General features: G+C 66.0%; 20 protein-coding genes. 4 read left to right on the forward strand and 16 right to left on the reverse strand.

From position 1 onward, the window contains the following. Positions 1-45: 45 nt before the first annotated feature. The 7 genes from B9Z01_RS23705 to B9Z01_RS23735 form a co-directional block, all read right to left on the reverse strand. A complete protein-coding gene (locus B9Z01_RS23705; RefSeq protein ID WP_085487561.1) occupies positions 46-678 on the reverse strand; it encodes a cysteine hydrolase family protein in 633 nt (210 codons plus the stop codon). A gap of 196 nt (positions 679-874) precedes the next feature. Continuing rightward, positions 875-1624 (reverse strand): SRPBCC family protein, encoded by a 750-nt coding sequence (locus B9Z01_RS23710; RefSeq protein WP_085487563.1) that lies wholly within the window; start codon positions 1622-1624, stop codon positions 875-877. A gap of 35 nt (positions 1625-1659) precedes the next feature. Then, on the reverse strand, positions 1660-2040 hold the full coding sequence (locus B9Z01_RS23715) for a DUF427 domain-containing protein (protein WP_085487565.1): 381 nt from the start codon (positions 2038-2040) through the stop codon (positions 1660-1662). A gap of 197 nt (positions 2041-2237) precedes the next feature. Beyond that, the gene (locus B9Z01_RS23720) at positions 2238-2735 is read right to left on the reverse strand and encodes a hypothetical protein (protein WP_085487567.1); all 498 of its coding nucleotides are present in this window, start codon (positions 2733-2735) and stop codon (positions 2238-2240) included. Between the two features lie 259 nt (positions 2736-2994). After that, entirely contained in the window at positions 2995-4509 is a 1515-nt protein-coding gene (locus tag B9Z01_RS23725) for a DegQ family serine endoprotease (protein ID WP_085487569.1), read from the reverse strand. A 157-nt stretch (positions 4510-4666) separates the two neighbouring features. Then, positions 4667-5965: an ATP-binding protein gene (locus B9Z01_RS23730; RefSeq protein WP_085487571.1), complete on the reverse strand. Its 1299-nt coding sequence runs from the start codon at positions 5963-5965 to the stop codon at positions 4667-4669. Positions 5966-5969: 4 nt separating this feature from the next. Then, positions 5970-6632: a response regulator gene (locus tag B9Z01_RS23735; protein WP_085487573.1), complete on the reverse strand. Its 663-nt coding sequence runs from the start codon at positions 6630-6632 to the stop codon at positions 5970-5972. A 256-nt stretch (positions 6633-6888) separates the two neighbouring features. Here B9Z01_RS23735 and dacB point away from each other — a divergent pair, with 256 nt between their 5' ends. From dacB to B9Z01_RS23750, 3 genes are all read left to right on the forward strand, one after another. Then, a complete protein-coding gene (gene dacB, locus B9Z01_RS23740) occupies positions 6889-8544 on the forward strand; it encodes a D-alanyl-D-alanine carboxypeptidase/D-alanyl-D-alanine endopeptidase (RefSeq protein ID WP_085487575.1) in 1656 nt (551 codons plus the stop codon). A gap of 190 nt (positions 8545-8734) precedes the next feature. Next, on the forward strand, positions 8735-9781 hold the full coding sequence (locus B9Z01_RS23745) for a sterol desaturase family protein (protein WP_085487576.1): 1047 nt from the start codon (positions 8735-8737) through the stop codon (positions 9779-9781). A 94-nt stretch (positions 9782-9875) separates the two neighbouring features. Further along, positions 9876-11087, forward strand: coding sequence for an SGNH/GDSL hydrolase family protein (locus B9Z01_RS23750; protein ID WP_085487578.1), 1212 nt, complete (start codon positions 9876-9878; stop codon positions 11085-11087). A 200-nt stretch (positions 11088-11287) separates the two neighbouring features. Here B9Z01_RS23750 and B9Z01_RS23755 read toward each other — a convergent pair whose 3' ends face one another. The 9 genes from B9Z01_RS23755 to B9Z01_RS23795 all read right to left on the reverse strand — a co-directional run bounded on the left by B9Z01_RS23755 (position 11288) and on the right by B9Z01_RS23795 (position 20926). Continuing rightward, a complete protein-coding gene (locus B9Z01_RS23755; protein ID WP_085487580.1) occupies positions 11288-12361 on the reverse strand; it encodes an L-threonylcarbamoyladenylate synthase in 1074 nt (357 codons plus the stop codon). Positions 12362-12373: 12 nt separating this feature from the next. Beyond that, positions 12374-13570, reverse strand: coding sequence for a 5-(carboxyamino)imidazole ribonucleotide synthase (locus tag B9Z01_RS23760; RefSeq protein ID WP_085487582.1), 1197 nt, complete (start codon positions 13568-13570; stop codon positions 12374-12376). A gap of 101 nt (positions 13571-13671) precedes the next feature. Next, entirely contained in the window at positions 13672-14190 is a 519-nt protein-coding gene (gene purE, locus B9Z01_RS23765) for a 5-(carboxyamino)imidazole ribonucleotide mutase (protein WP_085487584.1), read from the reverse strand. A 49-nt stretch (positions 14191-14239) separates the two neighbouring features. Next, the gene (locus B9Z01_RS23770) at positions 14240-15130 is read right to left on the reverse strand and encodes a phosphoribosylaminoimidazolesuccinocarboxamide synthase (protein WP_085487586.1); all 891 of its coding nucleotides are present in this window, start codon (positions 15128-15130) and stop codon (positions 14240-14242) included. Positions 15131-15275: 145 nt separating this feature from the next. After that, a complete protein-coding gene (fba, locus tag B9Z01_RS23775; protein ID WP_085487588.1) occupies positions 15276-16340 on the reverse strand; it encodes a class II fructose-bisphosphate aldolase in 1065 nt (354 codons plus the stop codon). 288 nt (positions 16341-16628) lie between these two features. Beyond that, the gene (pyk, locus tag B9Z01_RS23780; protein ID WP_085487590.1) at positions 16629-18065 is read right to left on the reverse strand and encodes a pyruvate kinase; all 1437 of its coding nucleotides are present in this window, start codon (positions 18063-18065) and stop codon (positions 16629-16631) included. A 334-nt stretch (positions 18066-18399) separates the two neighbouring features. Beyond that, positions 18400-19593, reverse strand: a complete 1194-nt coding sequence (locus tag B9Z01_RS23785) for a phosphoglycerate kinase (RefSeq protein ID WP_085487592.1) — start codon at positions 19591-19593, stop codon at positions 18400-18402. Positions 19594-19859: 266 nt separating this feature from the next. Next, complete coding sequence (locus B9Z01_RS23790; RefSeq protein WP_085487594.1) at positions 19860-20183, reverse strand: AzlD domain-containing protein; 324 nt, start codon at positions 20181-20183, stop codon at positions 19860-19862. Further along, a complete protein-coding gene (locus tag B9Z01_RS23795) occupies positions 20180-20926 on the reverse strand; it encodes an AzlC family ABC transporter permease (protein ID WP_085487596.1) in 747 nt (248 codons plus the stop codon). Before B9Z01_RS23795 ends, B9Z01_RS23790 begins: the two co-directional genes overlap by 4 nt. Positions 20927-21175: 249 nt before the next feature. Between B9Z01_RS23795 and B9Z01_RS23800 the strand changes: the two genes are divergently transcribed. Further along, positions 21176-22099, forward strand: a complete 924-nt coding sequence (locus tag B9Z01_RS23800) for a branched-chain amino acid transaminase (RefSeq protein ID WP_085487598.1) — start codon at positions 21176-21178, stop codon at positions 22097-22099. The last annotated feature ends 24 nt before the right edge of the window (positions 22100-22123 follow it).

Consider the following 22123-nt stretch of genomic DNA (forward strand, 5'->3'; position numbering starts at 1 on the left):
GGCCTCGTTTGCGAGTCGTTTATCACCCGCCCTCGCTCTCGGCATTCAGACGGCAACCCGCCTTGCTCGCGCCGCCTGATTCGACGTATAGATGTTGCCGCGCTCGAGCGGCGCCCCGCCCTTCACCGCCGCGAGCCATTCGTCCGTGCTGGCCACCGCAGCGAAGCGCGACTGCAGCACCACGCTGAACACACGATGAATCTCTTCCCCGCTCGCGAAACCCGCGCTGTTTTCGTACGGCACCGAGCCCGTCGCGTCGTGCAGGAATTCGACGGCAAGTCCTGCATGCACCGCGTGGTTGATGGTCGACGCGTCGCAGTTGTGCGTCATGTAGCCGGTGATGGCCAGCGTGTCGATCTGCCTGGCGGCGAGCCAGTCGGCCAGATCGGTGCCGGCGAATGCGCTCGGCAGCGATTTTTCGACGTAGTGGTCGTGCGTGCGCGAAGTCACGACGCTATGCAACTCCGCTCCCGCGCTGCCGCGCGCAAACAGCGGCGAAGTAGCCGGCGCGATGTTCTGCACGACCACGACCGGCACACCGGCGGCCCGCGCCGCGTCGATCGCCCGGCCGATGTTGGCGAGCGAAGTCTGCACATCGGGAAATTCGATCGGCAGATCGCCGGTCACATATTCGTTCTGTACGTCGATGACGATCAGCGCGCGGCGCGGCGTGGTCATGGCAAAGCTCCTTGCTGGAAATGGGAGTCGGCGCGGTGCGTTCCGGCGAATGGCTGCCGGAACGCATGGCAGCGATGACGGCATTGTGGCTCAGCCGACGTTTCGTAGCTCTGCCCCGGGATTTCGTAGTCGCATCCACACGACAACGGCGCTCCCATCGAGCCCCCGCGCGGCTCGATGGTCCACTGCCGGTGGTTCACTGCTCGCTGATCCAGTGCACGACGTACAGCAGCAGCGCGACCAGAAAAATCATCCCGGCCCACGCCCAGTTCGGAACGGCGTGTTGCCCGGGCTCCTCGTGCGATACCCCATGCGACCAGCTATGCGACGCGCTCGCCGCGCGGCCCGTCAGCGCATTGCCATGATCGATGCGTGTACGCCGCGCGATGCCGCCGAGCGTGATCGGCCGCAGAAACACATGCTGGCGGCGCGCCGTCGAGCCATGCACGCGGTTCGGCCCTTTGCCGTGCTTCGCGCGCACGACCGCGTCGAATTCGGTGAAAAAGTCGTCGGCCAGTTGATGCAGCGCGTTTTCGAGCTGGCGCGTGGGCAGCTCGGCGAGCGGTCCCGACGACGTCGCCCAGATTGTGTAGTCGATGCGCGTGCTGCGCTCCCGGCCGCCGCCGTGCGCGCTTTCGTCCGCGCGCAAACGCACTTCGATCTGCCCGCGCAACGCACCGATACCCTCGGCCCGAGCCTTGAAGTTGATGGTGCGGCGCTGCGCGTCCGCCGGTCCGGAGTCCTGGCCGGCCACGTGGGCACGCGCTTCGTAACGCGCACGCAACGGGCCGAGCGGCACCGTCATGGTCAGCGCGTATTCGCTGTGGGCGAGGCGCGTGAACGATTCGCAGTTGTCGAGGCTGGCACGCAACAGCGCGAGATCCTGCAACGCGTCCCAGACGTCGGTCGGTGCAAGCGGAATCCGTAACGCGTCGTTCAGTTCCATGGCAACCTCCCCCCGATGAACGCGCGACGACAGGATCAGGATGTCTGATCGATGCGGTCGACGCGCGATGCGTAAAACGCGAGATACCCTTTTATTCGCTTCGCCTGCTCGAACGGCTCTTCGTAGCTCCACACCGCGTTTTCGATCAAGCCGTTTTCCGTGCGCAGATGAAAGTACGACGCGTCGCCCTTGAACGGACAGTGCGACGTGTGCGTCGAGCGTTCGAGCCGCGCCATGTTCACATGCTCGCGCGGGAAATAGACGACGTCCGGCAAGCCGGTTTCGGAGAGCGTTAGCGCAGCCTGCGTGTCGGCCATCGTCACGCCGCCGTGAATCACGCGCACCCGATGGCGGTTGTCGCGAATCGCGATGGTATGGCCGCCGGGGCTTGCCTCAGGTGTCGCCGCATCGCTCATGTCCAGGCTCCGTGATGGTGTGGGCGCGTGATGCAAGGTGCCGCCGCATGAACGGCGAAGCCACGAGACACGCCCGTGGCTTCATTATCGGCCAAACTTCAGCCAATTGCGCGGCCTTCCTGAGGTGCGCGGGGAGTGCCGCGCGCCCAGCCATCAAACCCGGCCATACGCGGCGGCAATAGCGGCAATCGGACCGCTTAGTTCATGTTCCATATGAACGCGGATTTGACGTTGCCGCGCGCCGGTACCGTCACCGCGCGTGTCTGCTCGCTGTCGTTGTACTTCGCGTGCACGGTATAACGGCCGGGGTGCAGTCTGACCAGCATGAACGGTCCGCGCGACGTCGAATTCAGCACCTCGCTGCGATGCGCATCGACGATGCGAACGTGCACGTCGGCGAGAAACTCGCCATGGGGGCCGGTAAAGCGCAGCGCCAACGGCCACTGGCTCTGCGCCCGCTGCAGCGCCCTCGACTCGTCGAGACCCACGCCGCCCGACACGTACGACACGTCGCCCTGCTGCTGGATTTGCGGCAGACCGCCGCCGTTGACGTTGCCGGCGCTCGTGTTGTCGGTGGTCGAGCCGCCGCTCACGCCGCCTGCCTGCTGCGCGTACGCACCGCCCGCCAGTCCGAGCGTGAGCGCCGCGCAGAACGCAGCGGCTACGATCCTTCGCTGATTGCGTTGGGTTTTCATCGGTTCGCTCCTTGTTAAAGTCCTTGCCCAGTATCCCTCGATGGGCCCGAATCAAGGACGATGCAACCTGCGTGCCAACCGTCCGGTTGCGTCGACGGAAAAGCGCTTTCCTTTGACGTTGGCGCGCGTCGCGCTTGCCGGTCGTCAAGTCGGTCAGGCGAAAAAAAACCGGTCCCTTGCAGTAAATGCAAAGGACCGGCAATCGCTACTACAGCTCTGTACGGATCGGGCGACATGGTCGATTCGCCCGGGTGAACGATCAGCCCAGATCGACGGGCACGAAGATCTGCGCGTTATCGCGCTGGATCAGCAGCGCGATACTGTTGCCCGCGCTCGAAATCATCTGCTTGAGCTGATCGACGTTCGTAACCGGCCGGCCGTTGACGGCGAGAATCACGTCGCCCGGCTGGATGCCCGCGGTCGCGGCCGCGCCGCCCGACTGCTGCACGAGCAAACCGTGCGATACCGACGCGCCGCTCTTCTCTTCCGGCGTCAGCGGCCGCACCGCCACACCGAGACGGCCTTGCAGCTGGGTCTGCTGATCGGCCTTGCCCGCCGAAGCAACCTTCGCATCCGAGAACGAGCCGATCGTCACCTTCACGTCCTTGCTGGCCTTGTCGCGCCACACCTTCAGGGTCGCCGAGCTGCCCGGGGCGATGCCCGCGATCTGTGCCGGCAGATCCGACGAATCGTTGACGGCGTCGCCGTTCACCGAAAGAATCACATCGCCCGGCTGCAGGCCCGCCTTGGCTGCCGGACCGCCCGGATCGACCGAGCTGACGAGCGCGCCTTGCGGCTTCTGCATGCCGAACGAATCGGCGAGCGTCTGGTTCATGCCCTGCACCGCGACGCCGAGACGGCCGCGGCTCACGTGGCCCGTCTTCACGAGATCGTCCTTGACCTTGATCGCCTCGTTGATCGGAATCGCGAACGACAGGCCCTGGAAGCCGCCGGTCTGCGAGTAGATCATCGAGTTGATGCCGATCACTTCGCCTTGCAGGTTAAAGAGCGGGCCGCCCGAGTTACCCGGGTTCACCGGCACGTCGGTCTGGATGAACGGCGTGTAGTTCTCGTTGGGCAGCGAACGCGACTTCGCGCTGATGATGCCCGAGGTCACCGTGTTGTCGAAACCGTACGGCGAACCGATCGCGACCACCCACTGACCCACCTTGCTCTGACGCGGATCGCCGATCTTCACGGTCGGCAGATTGCTCGCGTCGATCTTCAGCACGGCGACGTCGGACTGCTTGTCGGCGCCGACCACCTTTGCCTTGAACTCACGCTTGTCGGTGAGCTTCACGGTGACGACGTTCGCGCCGTCCACCACGTGCGCATTGGTCAGGATGTAACCGTCATTGCTGATGATGAAACCGGAACCGAGGCTCGCACTCGGCTGATCGGGCGCGTCGCCGCCATCACCGCCTTGCATGCCCGGCATACCGCCGAAGAAACGTTTGTAGAACTGATAGAGCGGATCGCTCGGGTCGATCGGCAACTGGTTGCCGTTGAAGTTGCCGCCATTGCTGCGCATCGCGGTCTGCTTGACCACGTGTTTCGCGCTGATGTTGACGACGGCCGGACCATAGGTTTCAACCAGGCCGGAGAAATCGGGGATGCCGGTCTTGGCGGCGGCTTCGGCAGGCATCATCGCGGCTTGCGCCGGCGAGATGATCTGCGGTGCGGGCACGTCGCGATGACCCGCCACATAGCCGGCGGAAAGCGCAGCGGCGACAGCTACTGCAACAGCGCTGCGGGACAAGGTTTTCGCGTTCATCGTGGACTCCTGACTGGAGAAAAGTGACTTTGGATGTCGAGGAGCGTACGTGGCATCGCTTAAAAGAGACTTAAGCAGCGACAGATCAAGGGAACCTTATCGACAGGGCTTGTCCGGCGCGTCGTTACGCGCGTTCTGGCGGAGCGAAACGCCTTTCTCAGAAGCGCACCGTGACCTGCAAACCACCCGCCGGCGATTCGTCGAGAGACACGTCGGCATGCAGTTGCGTGGCGATGCGGCGCACGATCGCGAGGCCGAGACCGCTACCCGCCACATCGGTGCGCGGGCGATCCGCGCCGGCGCCCGCGCGATAGAAGCGGTCGAACACACGCTCACGATCAGCAGGCGCGATCCCCGGCCCGCTATCGGCGATCCGCACGACTGGGCGCTCGTCCTCGACACGCAGGCTCACATCGACACGGCCGCCATTCGGCGTGTACTTGGTCGCGTTATCGAGTAGATTGTTGAACATCACGCGCAGCGCTTCGGTATCGCCGGTCACGGTGGCGGCCTCGCTCGCCTCGATGCCGAGATCGACACCGCGGCTCATCGCGAGCGGCGCGTAGGTCGCGACGCAGTCCTGCAGCAGCGCGTGCAGATCGAGCGCCTCGGTCACCGCCACGCCATCCGGCTCGGCGCGCGCGAGCGCGAGCAACTGCTCGGCGAGCCGCGTGGCGCGCGTCACGCCCGCCTGCAGATCGGCGAGCGCCTCGCTGCGCGCGGTCTCGTCCTTCGCGCGCGCCACCAGTTGCGATTGAATCTGCACGGCGGCAAGCGGCGTGCGCAATTCGTGCGCGGCATCGGCGACGAACGCTTTCTGGATATCGAGTGCGGTTGCGAGCCGTTCGAGCAGTCCGTTCAACGCGCGCACGAGCGGTTGCACTTCGAGCGGCAAGCGCTTGTCCGGCAACGGATCGAGCGCCTCAGGATGACGCGCGTCGAGCGCGCTCGTCACGCGCCGCAACGGCCTCAGCCCTCGCCCGACGATCACCCACACCGCGAGCCCGAGCAACGGCAGCAGCACGATCAGCGGCCACAGCGTGCGCAGCGCCACGTTGGCGGCAAGCCGGTTGCGCACCGAGAGCGGCTGCGCGAGCTGGACGACGTTGTCGCCGACGATCGCGCCATACACACGCCATTCGCCGCGATCCGTGCGCTCGGTCGAAAAGCCGAGTTCGGCGCGCGGCGCGAGCGGCGCACGCGGCCGCGAGTAGTACATCAACATGCCGTTGCGATTCCAGATCTGCAGCACGATGCCTTCGTCGCCGGTATCGCGCCCGAGCACCTGCGAGAACGGCTCGGCCGGCAGCGCCGCGGCGATCTGCTCGAGCTGGTAGTCGAACAGTTCGTTCGCCTCGGCCAGCGCCTGCCGGTAGATCAGCCAACCCGCGATGCCGACGCCGAGCAGCACGAGCGCCAGCAGCCAGAACAGCAGTTGACGGCGAATCGAGCGCATCGGCTCAGGCGTCCTTCGCGATCATGTAGCCGAGTCCGCGCACGTTGCGGATCAGCTCGGCCCCGAGCTTCTTGCGCAGCGCGTGGATATAGACTTCGACGGTATTGCTGCCGATCTCTTCGCCCCAGCCATACATCTTTTCCTCGAGCTGGCTCTTCGACAGCACCGCACCCGGCCGCGCCAGCAACGCCTCGAGCAGCGCAAACTCGCGCGCGGACAACGCGACCAGCGCGCCGTCGAGCGTGACCAGGTGCGACGCCGGATCGAGAGTCAGGGTGCCGTGGCGAATCGTCGAATCGCTGCGGCCGGACTGGCGCCGGATCAGCGCGCGCATACGCGCGCCGAGTTCGTCGAGATCGAAAGGTTTGACAAGGTAATCGTCAGCGCCGGCGTCGAGGCCCTTGACGCGATCGGCGACCGCGTCGCGCGCGGTGACGATCAGCACCGGCAGCGCATGGCCGCGCGCGCGCAACGTGCGCAGCACCTCGAGGCCGTCGCGCTTGGGCAGGCCGAGGTCGAGCAGCGCCAGATCGTAAGGCTGGGCAGCCGCCGCGCGCAGCGCAGCCTCGCCGTCTTCGACCCAGTCGACCGCGAAGCCTTCGCCGCGCAGCGCCTTGCGCACGCCCTCGGCGATCATCCGGTCATCTTCGACAAGCAGGATGCGCATGGTTATCCGTTCCGAAACGTTTGATGATGCCGCATTCTAGCGCCCGCCTACAGGCTGCGCGCCGCGTGACGCTTTTTTCACCGCAGCGCGGTGGCATGTCACTACAATGGGCGCTTTGCGTCGCGCGGCGGTCGAAGGGTCGTGGGACCGCGCGGTGCGCGGCCTCGTCGTCGAATATCCCGGATAGCCGTTCCGTTGTTCCGCACACGCAGCACGCCCTGAAATCCTGCCCGTTTGTTTGTCTATTCACCCGTTCATGACGCACGCTTTTCTATCTTCCGTCGCACGCCAGCTGATGCCGCGACCGCGCCGCTCCCCCGCCTTCGCCGCCTTCGTCGCATTCACGCCGAGCCGCCTCGCGCCGCGCACGGCCACCTGGCTCATCGCCGCCACGCTTGGCGCGGGTGCGCTGCTGCCGCAGGCGGCGGAAGCGCGCGTCAAGGCCGCGCATCCGAGCGTCAACGTCACCACGGTGCTGCCGCAACCGGTGATGGCCGGCCTGCAGCGCGCGCACGTGCCGCTCTCGTCGGTCAGCGTGGTAGTGGAGAAAGTCGGCGACCGCACGCCGATTCTCGCGCTCAACGCCGGCAAGCCGATGATGCCCGCCTCGACGATGAAGCTCGTCACCACCTACTCCGGCCTGTCGATCCTCGGCCCCGACTACCGCTGGCGTACGAGCGCGTACGCGGACGGCACGCTCGATGCGAGCGGCGTGCTGCACGGCAATCTGTACATCCAGGGTACCGGCGATCCGAAGCTCGTGCCCGAAGAGCTGATCGATCTCGTGCAGAAGATTCACAAGGCGGGCATCAACGGCATCGACGGCGCGCTCGTGCTCGACAAGCGCTACTTCGATCCGTCGACACGCGATCTGCCGCCGTTCGACGACGATTCCACCGCACCGTACAACGTCGGCCCCGATCCGCTGCTCTATGCGTTCAAGTCGCTGTCGTTCACGCTGACGCCGTCGCCGGACGGCACCGTCGCGATCGACGTGCTGCCCGCGCTCGCGCAGCTGCGCATCGACAACCAGCTGCACGCGACGAACGGCCCGTGCCGCGGCGACGCAGCATCGATCTCGCCGACCGTCACGCCGCAACCGGACGGCACCGTCGTCGCATTGTTCACCGGCGACTACTCGATGCGCTGTGACCCGCGCACGGTCAACGTCGCCGTGCTCGATCATTCCGCATTCTTCGCGGGCGGCTTTCTCGCGCTGTGGCAGCAAACCGGCGGCACCTTCAGCGGCACGACGCGCGAAGGCGCGGTGCCGGCCGGCGCGAAGCTCGTCGCGACGCACGAGGGGCCGGTGCTGTCCGATATCGTTCGCGACATCAACAAGTTCAGCAACAACACGATGGCGCGCAACCTGTTCCTGACCATCGGCGCCGCCGAGGAAAGGCCGCCCGCGACGACCGCCAAAGCCGCGCGCGCGGTCGAGGACTTCCTGCGCCGCGACAGCCTCAACCCCGAATACCTGACGCTCGACAACGGCTCGGGCCTCTCGCGCGACGAGCACATCACCGCGCTCGCGCTCGCCGATGTGCTGCAGCGGGCCAACGCGAGCCCGGTCGCGCAGGTGTTCGTGGAGTCGCTGCCGATCGCCGGCGTCGACGGCACGATGCGCAACCGCCTGGCCAACCAGGGCGCGGGCGGCAACGCGCACATCAAGACCGGCACCTTGCGCGACGTGCGCGCGATCGCTGGCTATGTGGCGTCGGCCGACGGCAACAGCTACGTGGTGGTCAGCCTCATCAACGATCCGCATTCGGAAGCGGCGCGCGCGGCGCACGACGCGCTGCTCGAATGGGTCTACGAAGGTCCGTCGCAGGGCTTTACGAAGGTCTCCGCTCCCATCGAAGAGCCGCGCGCGAAGCCCAGGAAAAACCCGCGCAAGCGCGCCGCCCACTGAGGATTTCTTCTAGCGAAGCCGCGCGCGGCAACCTTCTAACCGTGTACGCTGTCGGGCAACGTACGGCGCGCGATTTGCCTCGCGTGCCGCGCAGGCCGCCCGGTCATCGAGACCGAGCGGCGCTCACGAACGATAACGACAGCGCCCGCCGCACCCCGCGCGGCGCTCAGGGACCAGGAAGGGAGACACCATGCAATTCGATGCCGAATTGCTGCTGCTCGCCATGGCGCCCGTCTTTCTCGCCTGCATCGGCTGGGAGGCGTGGCACGTCAGGCGCACGCGTCCGGCCGAGCGGCTCTACAGCTGGCGCGACACGCTCTGCAACGCCGCGCTCGCGCTGATGCAGCAGGCTGCCGACAAGCTCGCGTGGCTCGCGATCATCCCTGTCTACGCGTTTTTCTACGAGCATTACCGCATTTACACCTGGCAGGCGAGCTGGATGTCGTTCGTCGTCCTGTTCATTGCGCAGGACCTGCTCTATTACGTGTTTCATCGCTGCAGCCATCGCGTGCGCTGGCTGTGGGCCGCGCATGTCGTGCATCACTCGTCGAAGCGGATGAATTTTTCGACCGCGTTCCGCCAGAGCCTGATGTACCCGGTCGCCGGCATGTGGCTATTCTGGATTCCGCTCGCGATACTCGGCTTTCCGCCGAAGCAGATCGTCGCGATCGTGCTCCTGAACCTCGGCTTCCAGTTTTTCGTGCATACGCAGGCGATCGGTAAGCTCGGCTGGCTCGAATACGTGTTCAATACGCCGTCGATCCACCGCGTGCATCATGCGCGCAACGAGCGCTACATCGATCGCAACTACGCGGGCGTGCTCGTGATCTGGGACCGCCTGTTCGGCAGCTATGTCGAGGAAAATCCGCACGACACGCCGGTCTACGGCATCGTCGAGCCGCTTCACACTTACAACCCGCTGAAGGCCACGTTTCACGAATGGGCCTCGATGGCCGCCGACTTCGCGCGCGTGCGCGGCTGGCGCAACAAGTGGCGCGCGCTGTTCGCACCGCCCGAATGGGCCACCGCTTATCACGCGCGGCAGCGAGGGGTCAGGCAAACGGAGTTGGGCACGCAGAAGGTCTGTGCGCAGACACGAGTGCAGACACAGGCGCATACGCGATCGCACGCGCATCCGGGCACGGAGCCCGGCAATACGATGAGTCCGGAAATCGGGGATCAGCCCGGCCTGAACACCAATCATACGACCGCGTTTCGGACGCCACGCGGGCCGTAGAAGATTCTGTAAGCTGTCGTCACGCCGCCGAAGCGGTGGACGCGGCCTGCAACACATGGCACAAGGGCCACACATACGAGGAGATGTCGTCAACATGAATCAAGCAGCTTCGAAAAAACAGCAATGGTTGCGCGTCACGCAGATCGCCGTGGCGAGCGCGGCATTCGCCGCATTGGCAGCGTGCGGCGGCGGTGGCGACGACAACAACAATGCGAGCAGCGGGCCGCCGGGGGGCGTCAAGCTGCAGATCGTGTCGTTCGGCGACAGTCTGTCGGACGTCGGCACCTACGCGCCGGTCATCCAGTCGAGCTTCGGCGGCGGGCGCTTCACGACGAATCCGGGCGAAGTCTGGACGCAGAAGGTCGCCGAGTACTACGGCGGCACGCTGAGCGCCGCGTATGTGGGCGGCTTCGGCCAGCCTCTGACGGCAACCGGCGGCCTCGGTTATGCGCAGGGCGGCTCGCGTGTCGATCTGCAGCCGGGCGAAGGCTACGCGCCGAACAACATGGCCGCGACGACGGTGCCGATCACGACGCAGGTCTCGGAGTATCTGACCGCGCACAGCAGCTTCAATGCGAACCAGCTCGTGCTGATGAACGGCGGCGCGAACGACATCTTCATCCAGGCGCAAGCGGTCTCGGATGCCGGCACGGCGGCGGCGGCCGCGGTGCTGCAAGGCGGCGGCACCGCGACGGCCGCGCAGACGGCCGCCGCGGCCGCATCGCAGGCGGCGACCGTGACCGCGCTGCAGGCGATCACCACCGCGGCGACCACGTTCGTCGGCACGGTCCAGAAGGTGGTCGCGGCCGGTGCGACGCATGTGGTGGTGTCGGACATCCCGGATATCGCGCAAACGCCGCAGGGGCTCCAGGCCGGCGCGCAAGGCCAGGCGCTCTTCACCGCGCTGGTTCAAACCTACAACGGGGTGCTGCAGCAGGGGCTCGCGTCGAACAAGCAGGTCATCTATGTGAGCGCCTACGCGTGGCAGGACCAGACGATGGCGAGCTATCAGTCGCAGGGCTTCACGGTGTCGAATACGGGCACCGCATGTAACCTGGCGTCGATGGTCGCCAACGCGACGGCTTACGCAACGAAGAATCCGAGCGCGCTCGCTCCGGGTCAGACAGCCGAGTCGTTCGGCAGCGCGTTCGGCTCTTCACTGTTCTGCTCGCCGCAAACCTACACGGTGGCCGGCGCGGACCAGACCTACATGTTCGCGGACCTCGTGCATCCGACCACGCATCTGCATGCGCTGTTTGCGCAGCAGGTCGAGAAGCAGGTCGCGGCGAGCGGGCTCGGGAAGTAAAAAGGGGCTTCGGTCGCGGGGCTGGCGAGGTTGTCGGCCACTTCGCGGCTGTGAGGCTGTTGCTTTGAGGCCGTTACTTTGACGGCCGTTCTCCGGCTGAAAAACGCAAAAGGCCCGGCTCGTTCAACGAGCCGGGCCTTTGTCTTTTGCTGGTTGGCCGCGCAAACCGGCTGCGCGATGCAGCGCAGCAGGCAGCACACTCAGCGCTGCGCCTCGAAAGCCGCCGCCGCGCGTCCAAGCCGATCGTTGAGCGCGATCCATTCGATCGTATCGGGCAGCTTCTCGATCAGAATCCGCGTGACGTTCGCGCGATCGAGCGCCCGCAGCAAGCCGTACAGCTCGCGAGCGTAAGCATGCGGGTCCTCCGGTGCCGCGACGAAATACACGCCCTCGGCATCGGCCCAACGGCCGGCACGCGACGCGCGCGCGACCAGAGCAACGCGCTCGCCTGCCTCGCGCACCGCCAACAGCGGCTCCAGTTCGCCGAACGGCAGCAGCGCAAGCGGCGTGCGTGGCGCGTAATGCGCCTTCAGCGTGCCCGACGCGCGCGGTGCGGTTGCGTCCGACCCGTCGGGCAGACGCGGCGCCTCGCCGAGCACGTCGGCGATATCCTGCGGTGTCACATGACCCGGCCTTAGCAGCGCCGGGAAGCCGCGCGACAGATCGAGAATCGTCGACTCGATCCCGACATCCGACGCGCCGCCGTCGAGCACGTGAATCGCGCTGCCGAACTCGTCGCGCACGTGCTGCGCGGTGGTCGGACTCACATGCCCGAAACGGTTCGCCGACGGCGCGGCAACACCGCCGTGCCCGCTACGCAACGCGCTGAATGCTTCCAGCAATGCCTGCGCGACCGGATGCGACGGACAGCGCAAGCCCACCGAATCCTGGCCGCCGCTGACCGCTGCGTGAATATGCGCGGCGCGCTTGAGGATCAGCGTGAGCGGCCCCGGCCAGAACGCGTCGATCAGGCGCTGCGCTTCGGCCGGCAAGTGCTCGACCCAGTAGTTCGGGTCCCCCTGCGGCGCCAGATGCACGATGACCGGATGATTGGCCGGCCGGCCCTTCGCCGCGTAAATGCGCGCGACCGCGTCCGGGTTCCCGGCGTCGCCGCCGAGGCCGTACACGGTCTCCGTGGGAAACGCGACCAGACCGCCGGCGTCGAGCAAGGCCGCCGCGTGTTCGATCTGCGCGGCGCTGACCGGCAACGCGCTGGCTGCGCCCGGAGGCGACGCGCTCGTGGCGTTTGCGGCGGGTTTCTGTTGGTCCGGCATGGCGTGCGCGTGTCAGCTCGTGATGATATGCAGCAGCCGCGCGCAATCGCGCGCCGTCGCGCGGGCTTCTTCGAGCGTCGGCGCCGTGAAGTTCACGTGACCCATCTTGCGGCCGCAGCGCGCCTCTTCCTTGCCGTACAGATGCAGACGCGCCGCCGGCATCGCGGCGACCGCCTGCCACGGCGGCGTGACCGCGGCGCGCTTCGGGCCGTCCGGGTACCACACGTCGCCGAGAATGTTCAGCATGACCGCCGGCGAATGCTGGCGCGTGTCGCCGAGCGGCATGCTGGTCATCGCGCGCACCTGCTGCTCGAACTGGCTGGTCGCGCAGGCGTCGACCGTGTAGTGGCCGGAGTTGTGCGGGCGCGGCGCCATTTCGTTGGCGACGAGCGAGCCGTCTTCGAGAATGAAGAACTCGACGCACAGCACGCCGACGTAGCCGAGCTTGTCGGCGATCTGCAACGCGGCCTGCTGCGCCTGCTCGACGAGCGCGGGCGTCGCGTCCGGCGCGGGGACGATCGTGTGCGACAGCACGCCGTCGCGATGCGTGTTCTGCGCGAGCGGATAGACCGCCGACGCGCCGCTCGCCGCACGCGCGATCAGCGCCGACACCTCGAACTTCAGCGGCAGGCGCTTTTCGAGCACGCACGGCACGCCACCGAGCGAAGCGTGCGCCTCGCGCACTTCCTCGGCGTTGCGCACGCGGATCTGGCCTTTGCCGTCGTAACCCATGCGCGCCGTTTTCAGGATCCCCGGCAGCACGGCTTCGAGCTGCGCATCGCCGAGCGCGGCGAGCGCGCCCGACGATTCGATCACCACGTGCGGCGCCACCGTCACGCCAGACGACGCGATAAAACGCTTCTCGGCAATCCGGTCCTGCGCGACCGCAACGCAACGGCCCGCCGGACTCACGAACGTGGTTTTCGCGAGGAAATCGAGGCTCGCGGCCGGCACGTTCTCGAATTCGGTCGACACCGCCGCGCACAGCCGCGCGAGTTCGGTCAGCGCCGCTTCGTCGTCGTAAGCCGCACGCAGATGGCGGTCGGCGACCGCGCCCGCCGGGCTGTTTTCGTCCGGATCGAGCACGGCGACGCGATAGCCCATCGCCTGGGCGGCAAAGCAGAACATGCGGCCGAGCTGGCCGCCACCGACCATGCCAAGCCATGCGCCGGGCAGAATCGGTGAAACCGGTGTGTTGTCTGGGTTCATCTTAGTGGTCGGTCGCGGCCGGGTGCGCTCGCGTTCGTGCAGCAGCGGGCGCCCGGCCGGGGGTCGGACAGGGGGACGTCTTGAAACAAAAAACGGCGCGCTTACAGCGCCGGCAACACCATGGCGTGAGCCGCTTCGTTCTGGCGCACGCGGAATGCAGCGAGCTTGTCCGCATACTCGGCGCTCGTGCCGGAGAGCAGCGACACCGCGAACAGCGCCGCATTCGCCGCACCCGCCTCGCCGATCGCAAACGTCGCGACCGGCACGCCCTTGGGCATCTGCACGATCGAATGCAGCGAATCGACGCCCTTCAGGTATTTGCTTGCCACCGGCACACCGAGCACCGGCACCGTGGTCTTGGCGGCCAGCATGCCCGGCAGATGCGCCGCGCCGCCCGCGCCCGCGATGATCGCGCGGATGCCGCGCTCGCGCGCGCTTTCAGCATAGGCGAACATTTCGTCCGGCATGCGGTGCGCGGACACGACCTTCGCCTCGTACGGCACGCCGAACTCCTGCAGAATCGCGACGGCGTTTTTCATGACTTCCCAGTCGGAACTGGAGCCCATCAACACGCCGACGACCGGCGCGTCATGCGTATGGGCGGTGTGTGCTTCACTCATCTTTACGGCTTCCTTGTTTCCCGGGCGACTCTTGTGTGATTCACGCGGATCAGGCGAGCTTGTGCCCGGTCAGGCGCTCGAGCGCTTCCTCGTACTTCTCGCCCGTCTTCGCAACCACCTCGTCCGGCAGCTTCGGCGCCGGCGGCTCTTTCTTCCACGGCTGGGTTTCGAGCCAGTCGCGCACGAACTGCTTGTCGAACGACGGCGGGTTCGTGCCGACCTGGTACTGGTCGGCCGGCCAGAAGCGCGACGAGTCGGCAGTGAGCGCCTCGTCCATCAGGTACAGCTTGCCGTGATTGTCCAGACCGAACTCGAACTTCGTGTCCGCGATGATGATGCCGCGCGTCGCCGCGTAATCCGCCGCTTCCTTGTACAGCTTGATCGAGATGTCGCGGATCGTGGCCGACAACTCAGTGCCGATGCGGCGCTCCATCTCGTTGTACGTGATGTTTTCGTCGTGGTGGCCCATTTCGGCCTTGGCGGCCGGCGTGAAGATCGGCTCGGGCAGCTTCTGCGCGTTCTGCAAACCCGGCGGCAACTGCACGCCGCAAACCGCACCGGTTGCCTGGTAGTCTTTCCAGCCGCTGCCGGCGAGATAGCCGCGCACCACCGCCTCGACGAGGATCGGCTCGAGGCGCTTCACGACCACCGCGCGGCCCTTGACCTGCTCGACTTCGTCCGGCGCGACCACCGACTCGGGCGCCACGCCCGTCAGGTGGTTCGGCACCAGGTGCTTCAGTTTCTCGAACCAGAAGTTCGCCATCGCGTTGAGCACGCGGCCCTTGTTCGGAATCGGCTCGCCCATGATGACGTCGAACGCCGACAGACGGTCGGTCGTGACGATCAGCAACTGGTCGTTGCCCACCGCATAGTTGTCGCGGACTTTACCGCGGCCGAGCAGCGGCAGCGAGCGGAGCGTGGATTCGTAGAGGGTAGACATCGTCGTGGTTCGCTAAAAGTGGGGCAAAAAGTGTGACCGGAACAAAAGGGAAACGCCGTTCCCCCGATGATGCGGGAACGGCGATCTAACGACAACCTGGCCGGATGGCCAGGGGGCCAGGCGCGAAGCCAGCCAGAACTACAGCTTAACGGACGACTTGCGCGAGCTCGCCCGACTTGTACTTCTCCGCGATTTTATCAAGCGAAACCGGCTTGATCTTGCCAGCCTGGCCTTCGCAACCGAATTGCGTGTAACGGTCGATACAGATCTTCATCGCCGCTTCACGCGCCGGCTTCAGGTAATCGCGCGGATCGAACTTGCCCGGGTTGGTCGCCATGTAGCGGCGAATCGCGCCCGTGATCGCGAGACGCAGGTCGGTGTCGATGTTGACCTTGCGCACGCCGTGACGAATGCCTTCCTGGATTTCCTCGACCGGCACGCCGTAGGTTTCCTTCATGTCGCCGCCGAATTCGCGGATTTCCGCGAGCAGCTCCTGCGGCACCGACGACGAGCCGTGCATCACGAGGTGCGTGTTTGGAATGCGCTGATGGATTTCCTTGATGCGCGCAATCGAGAGAATATCGCCCGTCGGCTTCTTGCTGAACTTGTACGCGCCGTGCGAAGTGCCGATCGCGATGGCAAGCGCGTCGCACTGGGTCAGCTTGACGAAATCGGCGGCCTGCTCCGGATCGGTCAGCAACTGCTCGCGCGTCATCGTGCCCTCGGCGCCGTGGCCGTCTTCCTTGTCGCCCTTCATCGTTTCGAGCGAACCGAGCACGCCCAGCTCCGCTTCCACGGTGACGCCGATCGAGTGCGCCGCCTCGACGACCTTGCGCGACACTTCGACGTTGTACTCGTACGATGCGACCGTCTTGCCGTCGGCTTCGAGCGAGCCGTCCATCATTACGCTCGTGAAGCCGCTGCGGATCGCCGCCATGCACACCGCCGGCGACTGGCCATGGTCCTGGTGCATCACGACCGGAATGTGCGGATACGACTCGACCGCCGCTTCGATCAGATGACGCAGGAACGGCTCGCCCGCGTACTTACGCGCGCCGGCCGACGCCTGCATGATGACCGGGGCGTTGACCTTGTCGGCCGCGGCCATGATCGCCTGCACCTGCTCCAGGTTGTTCACGTTGAATGCCGGAAGACCATAACCGTGTTCGGCGGCATGATCCAGCAGTTGACGCATTGATACGAGAGGCATGCTTAACTCCTTAGATTGAAACGAATTCTCGTGCCGTCGGCATCTTTTGCGGCGATTTTATCGCGAAGCAGAGCGCGTTCCCGGTTCACACCGGGCGCTTTGGTGCGCCGTCGCACATGGGCTGCGGGATGTGCCGGCCTGCTTCGCTCAATCGAGCCTGTGCCGATCGAGCGGTCCTGTGTCGGGAGAGTCAGCGCTTTCTGTCGATCCGTAGCTGGCGCTTGAGCGCCTGCTACGGTCCCATGCAAAGCACTTACGCCGAACCCACACAGGACGGTTGCTGCCTGATCAATACGGCTCGCCGACCCGTACGATCTTCAACGTGTTGGTGCCGCCAGCCTGCCCCATCGGCTCGCCGACGGTCAGCACCACCATGTCGCCGCGCGACGCGTAACCCTTGCGCACCACGGTTTCCAACGCTTGCTGCAACGCGGTGTCGCGGTCGGTGTTGGTGTCCAGATGCAGCGAAGTCACGTTGCGATACAGCGCCATCGCGCGCTCGCTGCCGACACGCGGGGTGAGCGCGAAGATCGGCACGTGCGTCCAGTGGCGCGACATCCACAGCGCGGTCGAGCCCGACTCCGTGAGCGCGACGATCGCTTTCGCGCCGAGGTGATAGGCCGTGAAGAGCGCGCCCATCGCGATCGACTGGTCGATCCGCGTGAACGTGCGGTCGAGGAAATCCTTGTCGAGTTCCGACTGCTCGGACTTTTCCGCTTCGACGCAGATCGCGGCCATCGTCTCGATGGTCTGCACCGGGTACTTGCCCGCCGCCGATTCCGCCGACAGCATCACCGCGTCCGTGCCGTCGAGCACTGCGTTCGCGACGTCCGACACTTCCGCGCGGGTCGGCACCGGCGCGTGGATCATCGACTCCATCATCTGGGTCGCGGTAATCACGAACTTGTTCGATTCGCGCGCCATCCGGATCATGCGCTTTTGCAGCGCCGGCACCGCGGCATTGCCCACTTCCACGGCCAGATCGCCACGCGCGACCATGATGCCGTCCGACGCGTCGAGGATGCCCTGCAGCGCTGGAATCGCTTCGGCGCGCTCGATCTTGGCGATCATCTTCGGCTTGATGCCGTACGGCGCGCCGGCGATATTCGCAAGCTGGCGGGCCATTTCCATGTCGGTCGCGTTCTTCGGGAACGAAACCGCGATGAAATCGACGCCGAGCGACATCGCCGTGCGGATGTCCTCCATGTCTTTCGCGGTCAGCGCGGGCGCCGACAGACCGCCGCCCTGGCGGTTGATGCCCTTGTTGTTCGACAGCTCGCCGCCGATCTTCACGACCGTGTGAATCTCGCTGCCGATCACGCGCTGCACGTTCAGCACGATCAGGCCGTCGTTGAGCAGCAGTACGTCGCCGGGCTTCAGGTCGCGCGGCAGATCTTTGTAATCGAGACCGGCGCGCTCCTCGTTACCGAGTTCGCAACCGGCGTCGAGAATGAACGGCTCGCCCGCGACCAGCATGATCTTGCCGTTCTCGAACTTGCCGACGCGGATCTTCGGGCCTTGCAGGTCGGCCATGATGGCGACCTCACGGCCGGCCTGGCGGGCCGCCTCGCGCACGAATTCGGCGCGCTGGCGGTGGTCGTCGGCCGTGCCGTGCGAAAAATTGAGCCGCACCACGTCCAGCCCCGCCTGAATCATTTGCAGCAGGATTTCCGGTGTACTGGAAGCCGGTCCGATGGTAGCGACAATCTTGGTAGCGCGATGCATGAGTCTCCTCGTCTGAATGGAATCGCTGGAAAGAGCGCTGGGGGGCTGTTGTGGAGTCTGCGCATCGGAAGATGCAGTGGGAGAACGCGCGCCGGTTGTAACCGGCGTCGCTTTATGAAATGAAGCGGTATTCGATACCGGCGCCGTGGGCGCCGAGGGGCGGGTGTCGGCTGCGGCCGATTCCGCCGCGGTCACGCCCGGTGCCTTGTCCACCGCTGCCGCCGGGGCAGCGGCACGCGCCGCGTGCTCCCCTGCCGTCGCTGCCGTGGTACCACGCGGCGGCTTCACGCCCCGCGTCCTGGTCGACTTCGCCGTTGGGGAGCGCGTCGCCACGTTAAGCCCGCGATTCCAGCACTTCGACCGCCGGCAGCTTCTTGCCCTCGAGGAACTCGAGGAAGGCGCCGCCGCCCGTCGAAATGTAGCTGACCTGGTCGTGGATGCCGTACTTGGCGATTGCCGCGAGGGTGTCGCCGCCGCCGGCGATCGAGAACGCCGACGAGCGCGCGATCGCGTCCGCGAGCGTCTTCGTGCCGTTGCCGAACTGGTCGAACTCGAACACGCCGACCGGACCGTTCCACACGATCGTGCCGGCCTTCTCGAGCTGCGCGGCGAGCGCTTTGGCCGTTTCCGGGCCGATGTCGAGGATCATGTCGTCGTCTTGAACATCGGCGACGGCCTTCACTTCCGCCTTGGCGGTCGGCGAGAATTCCTTGGCCGTGACCACGTCGGTCGGGATCGGCACCGAGGCGCCGCGGGCCTTCGCCGCGTCGATGATCGCCTTCGCCTCGCTCACGAGATCGGCTTCGGCGAGCGACTTGCCGATCTTCAGGCCGGCCGCGAGCATGAACGTATTGGCGATGCCGCCGCCGACGATCAACTGGTCGACCTTCTCCGCGAGCGACTTGAGGATGGTCAGCTTGGTCGACACCTTCGAGCCCGCGACGATCGCCACGAGCGGACGCTTCGGCGCGCCGAGCGCCTTGCCGAGCGCTTCGAGCTCAGCCGCGAGCAGCGGGCCCGCGCACGCGACCGGCGCGTACTTCGCGATGCCGTGCGTGGTCGCTTCGGCACGGTGCGCGGTGCCGAACGCGTCGTTCACGTAGATGTCGCAGAGCTTCGCCATTTTCTGCGCGAGCTCGTCGGAATCTTTCTTTTCGCCCTTGTTGACGCGGCAGTTTTCGAGCAGCACGACCGCGCCCGGCGCGACGTTCACGCCGTTTTCGACCCAGTTCGCCACGAGCGGCACGTCGCGGCCGAGCAGTTCGGCGAGTCGCTTCGCGACCGGCGCGAGCGAATCTTCCGGCTTGAAGTCGCCTTCGGTGGGACGGCCCAGATGCGAGGTGACCATCACGGCGGCGCCGGCGTCGAGCGCGGCCTTGATGGCCGGCACGGAGGCGCGGATGCGGGTGTCTTCGGTGATGTTGCCTTGATCGTCCTGCGGCACGTTCAGATCGGCGCGGATGAACACACGTTTGCCGGACAGCTTGCCTTCGGCGATCAGGTCGGAGAGACGCAATACCTTGTTCATGGGCTTGAGTAGGCGAGTTGATGAGAAGGCGGTGGCGGACTGCGCGCGGGGCGGCGCGCAGCGAACTCCAGCGCTTCGGCCCGGCGGCTCCGCGGATCGGGCGCCGGCGGCCATGCCGCGGCACGTGCGCCTTGCTGCGGCGCGTTCAACCCGGAAAAGGGCATTTTAACTGATCCAAACCGCCTTCTGACCCGCGACGCGGCGAATGTCCCGTATTTGATCGCGGCGCCGCCCATGCCGCAACGCAGCATCCGCGCCGCGCCCTGTCACACGAAGAGGCGCAACAACGTGAACACGACCATTCCGGTGACGATCGTGCCGAGCATGGTGCGGCGCCACAAAAACCATCCGAGACCGGCGAGCGTCGCGTAAAACTCGTGGTTCGACGGCGCGAACGACAGCCCCTCCGGCGTCGCCAGCACGTCGGGCAGCACGACGGCGGCGAGCGCCGCGGCGGGCGCGTAGCGCAGCATGCGCTGCACGCGCGCCGGCAGCACCGTGCGCTCGCCGCCGATCAGAAACAGCGCGCGCGTGAGCGCGGTGACGAAGGTCATGCCGGCAATGGCGAACCAGATCTGCGTGGATGTCATCGGGAGTCTCCGGCGCTGTTGCGGATGCGGCGCAGGTCCGCGCGCTCGATCATGAGGTCGGCCGCGCTGCCGGCGACGATCGCTGCAATCACCGCGAGCGGCAGCGCGAGCCGGTACGGCAGGTCGAACGCGAGCAGCGACACGATGCCCGCGACGCTCACCGCGACGAGCGTCGAGCGCGTTGCGATCGCCGACACCATGATGGGCAGCAGCGCGAGCGTGCCCGCGAGCGCGAGCCCCCAGTTATCGGGAATCAGGCTCGCGAGCAGGATGCCGACGATCGACGACACCTGCCACGAGAGCCAGCTCGCCACCGCCATGCCCCAGAAATACGCCTCCTTGCCCGGCACGTAGCCGCCCGGGAAGCTCTTCTTCTGGAATAGCAGGTAGATCACGTCGCCATTGAAGTAGCCGAGCACGACGCGCCGCCACATCGGCAGATACGAGAAATGCGGCGCGAGGCCGGCGCCGAAGATCACGAAACGCAGATTGACCATCGCCGCGGTGAGCAGCGCCGTCCAGACCGGCAGCTTGGCGGCGAGGAGCGGCAGCACCGCCAGTTGCGACGAACCGGCGTAGCACAGCAGCGACATCGTGAGCGCCTGCGGCAGCGTGAGCACGGACTTGCTCATGGCGATGCCGGTGACGAGGCCCCACGAGAAAATCGCCATCAGCGTGGGCGAATAGTCGCGCGCGCCCTCGCGAAAAGCACGGCGATCGGTATCGGACAGTCGAGCGAGCATGGAGAGAAAAGCGCAGGCGCAAGGAGCGCCGTCAGGAAGGCGAAGTCGGCGCCAGGTCGTCAGGCACCCGCTGGCGCATCCGGATTTGATTTATGCGTGCGCTGGATTATAGCGTCAGCGCCGCGCGCGAGGATGCGCTCAAATGCCCGTTGCGTGTGCAAATGACGCTAAAATAGCGCTCCTGGCTATGCTCTGGCGCTCATCGCCACACCTCGCCACACCTCACAAACGCACCCGCTGGAGAATCGTATGTCAATGGCCGACCGCGACGGCAAGATCTGGATGGATGGCAAGCTCATCGACTGGCGCGATGCCAAAATCCACGTGCTCACCCACACGCTGCACTACGGCATGGGCGTTTTCGAAGGCGTGCGCGCCTACAAGACGGCCGACGGCGGCACCGCGATCTTCCGTCTGCAGGAGCACACCAAGCGCCTGCTGAACTCGGCGAAGATCTTCCAGATGGACGTGCCGTTCGACCATGAAACGCTCGCCGCCGCGCAACGCGAAGTGGTCCGCGAGAACAAGCTCGAGTCGTGCTACCTGCGCCCGATCATCTGGGTCGGCTCGGAAAAGCTCGGCGTGTCGGCCAAGGGCAACACGATTCACGTCGCGATCGCCGCATGGCCGTGGGGCGCGTACCTCGGCGAGGACGGCATGACGAAGGGCATCCGTGTGAAGACCTCATCGTTCACGCGCCATCACGTGAACGTGTCGATGGTGCGCGCGAAGGCGTCGGGCTGGTACGTGAACTCGATCCTCGCGAACCAGGAAGCGATCGCCGACGGCTACGACGAAGCGCTGCTGCTCGACGTCGACGGCTACGTGTCGGAAGGCTCGGGCGAGAACTTCTTCCTCGTCAACAATGGCAAGCTGTACACGCCCGACCTGTCGTCGTGCCTCGACGGCATCACGCGCGACACGGTCATCACGCTCGCGCGCGACATGGGCCTGCAGGTCATCGAAAAGCGCATCACGCGCGACGAGGTCTACACCTGCGACGAAGCATTCTTCACCGGCACCGCCGCCGAAGTCACGCCGATCCGCGAACTCGACAACCGCACGATCGGCGCCGGCGCGCGCGGCCCGATCACCGAGAAGCTGCAGTCGGCCTTCTTCGACGTCGTGAACGGCAAGAGCGCGAAGTACGCGCACTGGCTCACGAAGATCTGAGCGAAGTTCTGAGATGCGCTGTGC

Origin of the sequence: Paraburkholderia susongensis, assembly GCF_900177725.1 — a bacterium.
GTDB lineage: Bacteria > Pseudomonadota > Gammaproteobacteria > Burkholderiales > Burkholderiaceae > Paraburkholderia > Paraburkholderia susongensis.

What these genes read in the sequence shown, in the direction of transcription:
- B9Z01_RS23725 (WP_085487569.1), bottom strand. Translation starts at nt 4,509, where the DNA reads ATGAACGCGAAAACCTTGTCCCGCAGCGCTGTTGCAGTAGCTGTCGCC.
- B9Z01_RS23720 (WP_085487567.1), bottom strand. Translation starts at nt 2,735, where the DNA reads ATGAAAACCCAACGCAATCAGCGAAGGATCGTAGCCGCTGCGTTCTGC.
- B9Z01_RS23735 (WP_085487573.1), bottom strand. Translation starts at nt 6,632, where the DNA reads ATGCGCATCCTGCTTGTCGAAGATGACCGGATGATCGCCGAGGGCGTG.
- purE (WP_085487584.1), bottom strand. Translation starts at nt 14,190, where the DNA reads ATGAGTGAAGCACACACCGCCCATACGCATGACGCGCCGGTCGTCGGC.
- fba (WP_085487588.1), bottom strand. Translation starts at nt 16,340, where the DNA reads ATGCCTCTCGTATCAATGCGTCAACTGCTGGATCATGCCGCCGAACAC.
- B9Z01_RS23770 (WP_085487586.1), bottom strand. Translation starts at nt 15,130, where the DNA reads ATGTCTACCCTCTACGAATCCACGCTCCGCTCGCTGCCGCTGCTCGGC.
- B9Z01_RS23710 (WP_085487563.1), bottom strand. Translation starts at nt 1,624, where the DNA reads ATGGAACTGAACGACGCGTTACGGATTCCGCTTGCACCGACCGACGTC.
- B9Z01_RS23745 (WP_085487576.1), top strand. Translation starts at nt 8,735, where the DNA reads ATGCAATTCGATGCCGAATTGCTGCTGCTCGCCATGGCGCCCGTCTTT.
- B9Z01_RS23790 (WP_085487594.1), bottom strand. Translation starts at nt 20,183, where the DNA reads ATGACATCCACGCAGATCTGGTTCGCCATTGCCGGCATGACCTTCGTC.
- B9Z01_RS23785 (WP_085487592.1), bottom strand. Translation starts at nt 19,593, where the DNA reads ATGAACAAGGTATTGCGTCTCTCCGACCTGATCGCCGAAGGCAAGCTG.
- B9Z01_RS23730 (WP_085487571.1), bottom strand. Translation starts at nt 5,965, where the DNA reads ATGCGCTCGATTCGCCGTCAACTGCTGTTCTGGCTGCTGGCGCTCGTG.
- dacB (WP_085487575.1), top strand. Translation starts at nt 6,889, where the DNA reads ATGACGCACGCTTTTCTATCTTCCGTCGCACGCCAGCTGATGCCGCGA.
- B9Z01_RS23755 (WP_085487580.1), bottom strand. Translation starts at nt 12,361, where the DNA reads ATGCCGGACCAACAGAAACCCGCCGCAAACGCCACGAGCGCGTCGCCT.
- B9Z01_RS23795 (WP_085487596.1), bottom strand. Translation starts at nt 20,926, where the DNA reads ATGCTCGCTCGACTGTCCGATACCGATCGCCGTGCTTTTCGCGAGGGC.
- B9Z01_RS23715 (WP_085487565.1), bottom strand. Translation starts at nt 2,040, where the DNA reads ATGAGCGATGCGGCGACACCTGAGGCAAGCCCCGGCGGCCATACCATC.
- B9Z01_RS23750 (WP_085487578.1), top strand. Translation starts at nt 9,876, where the DNA reads ATGAATCAAGCAGCTTCGAAAAAACAGCAATGGTTGCGCGTCACGCAG.
- B9Z01_RS23760 (WP_085487582.1), bottom strand. Translation starts at nt 13,570, where the DNA reads ATGAACCCAGACAACACACCGGTTTCACCGATTCTGCCCGGCGCATGG.
- B9Z01_RS23705 (WP_085487561.1), bottom strand. Translation starts at nt 678, where the DNA reads ATGACCACGCCGCGCCGCGCGCTGATCGTCATCGACGTACAGAACGAA.
- pyk (WP_085487590.1), bottom strand. Translation starts at nt 18,065, where the DNA reads ATGCATCGCGCTACCAAGATTGTCGCTACCATCGGACCGGCTTCCAGT.
- B9Z01_RS23800 (WP_085487598.1), top strand. Translation starts at nt 21,176, where the DNA reads ATGTCAATGGCCGACCGCGACGGCAAGATCTGGATGGATGGCAAGCTC.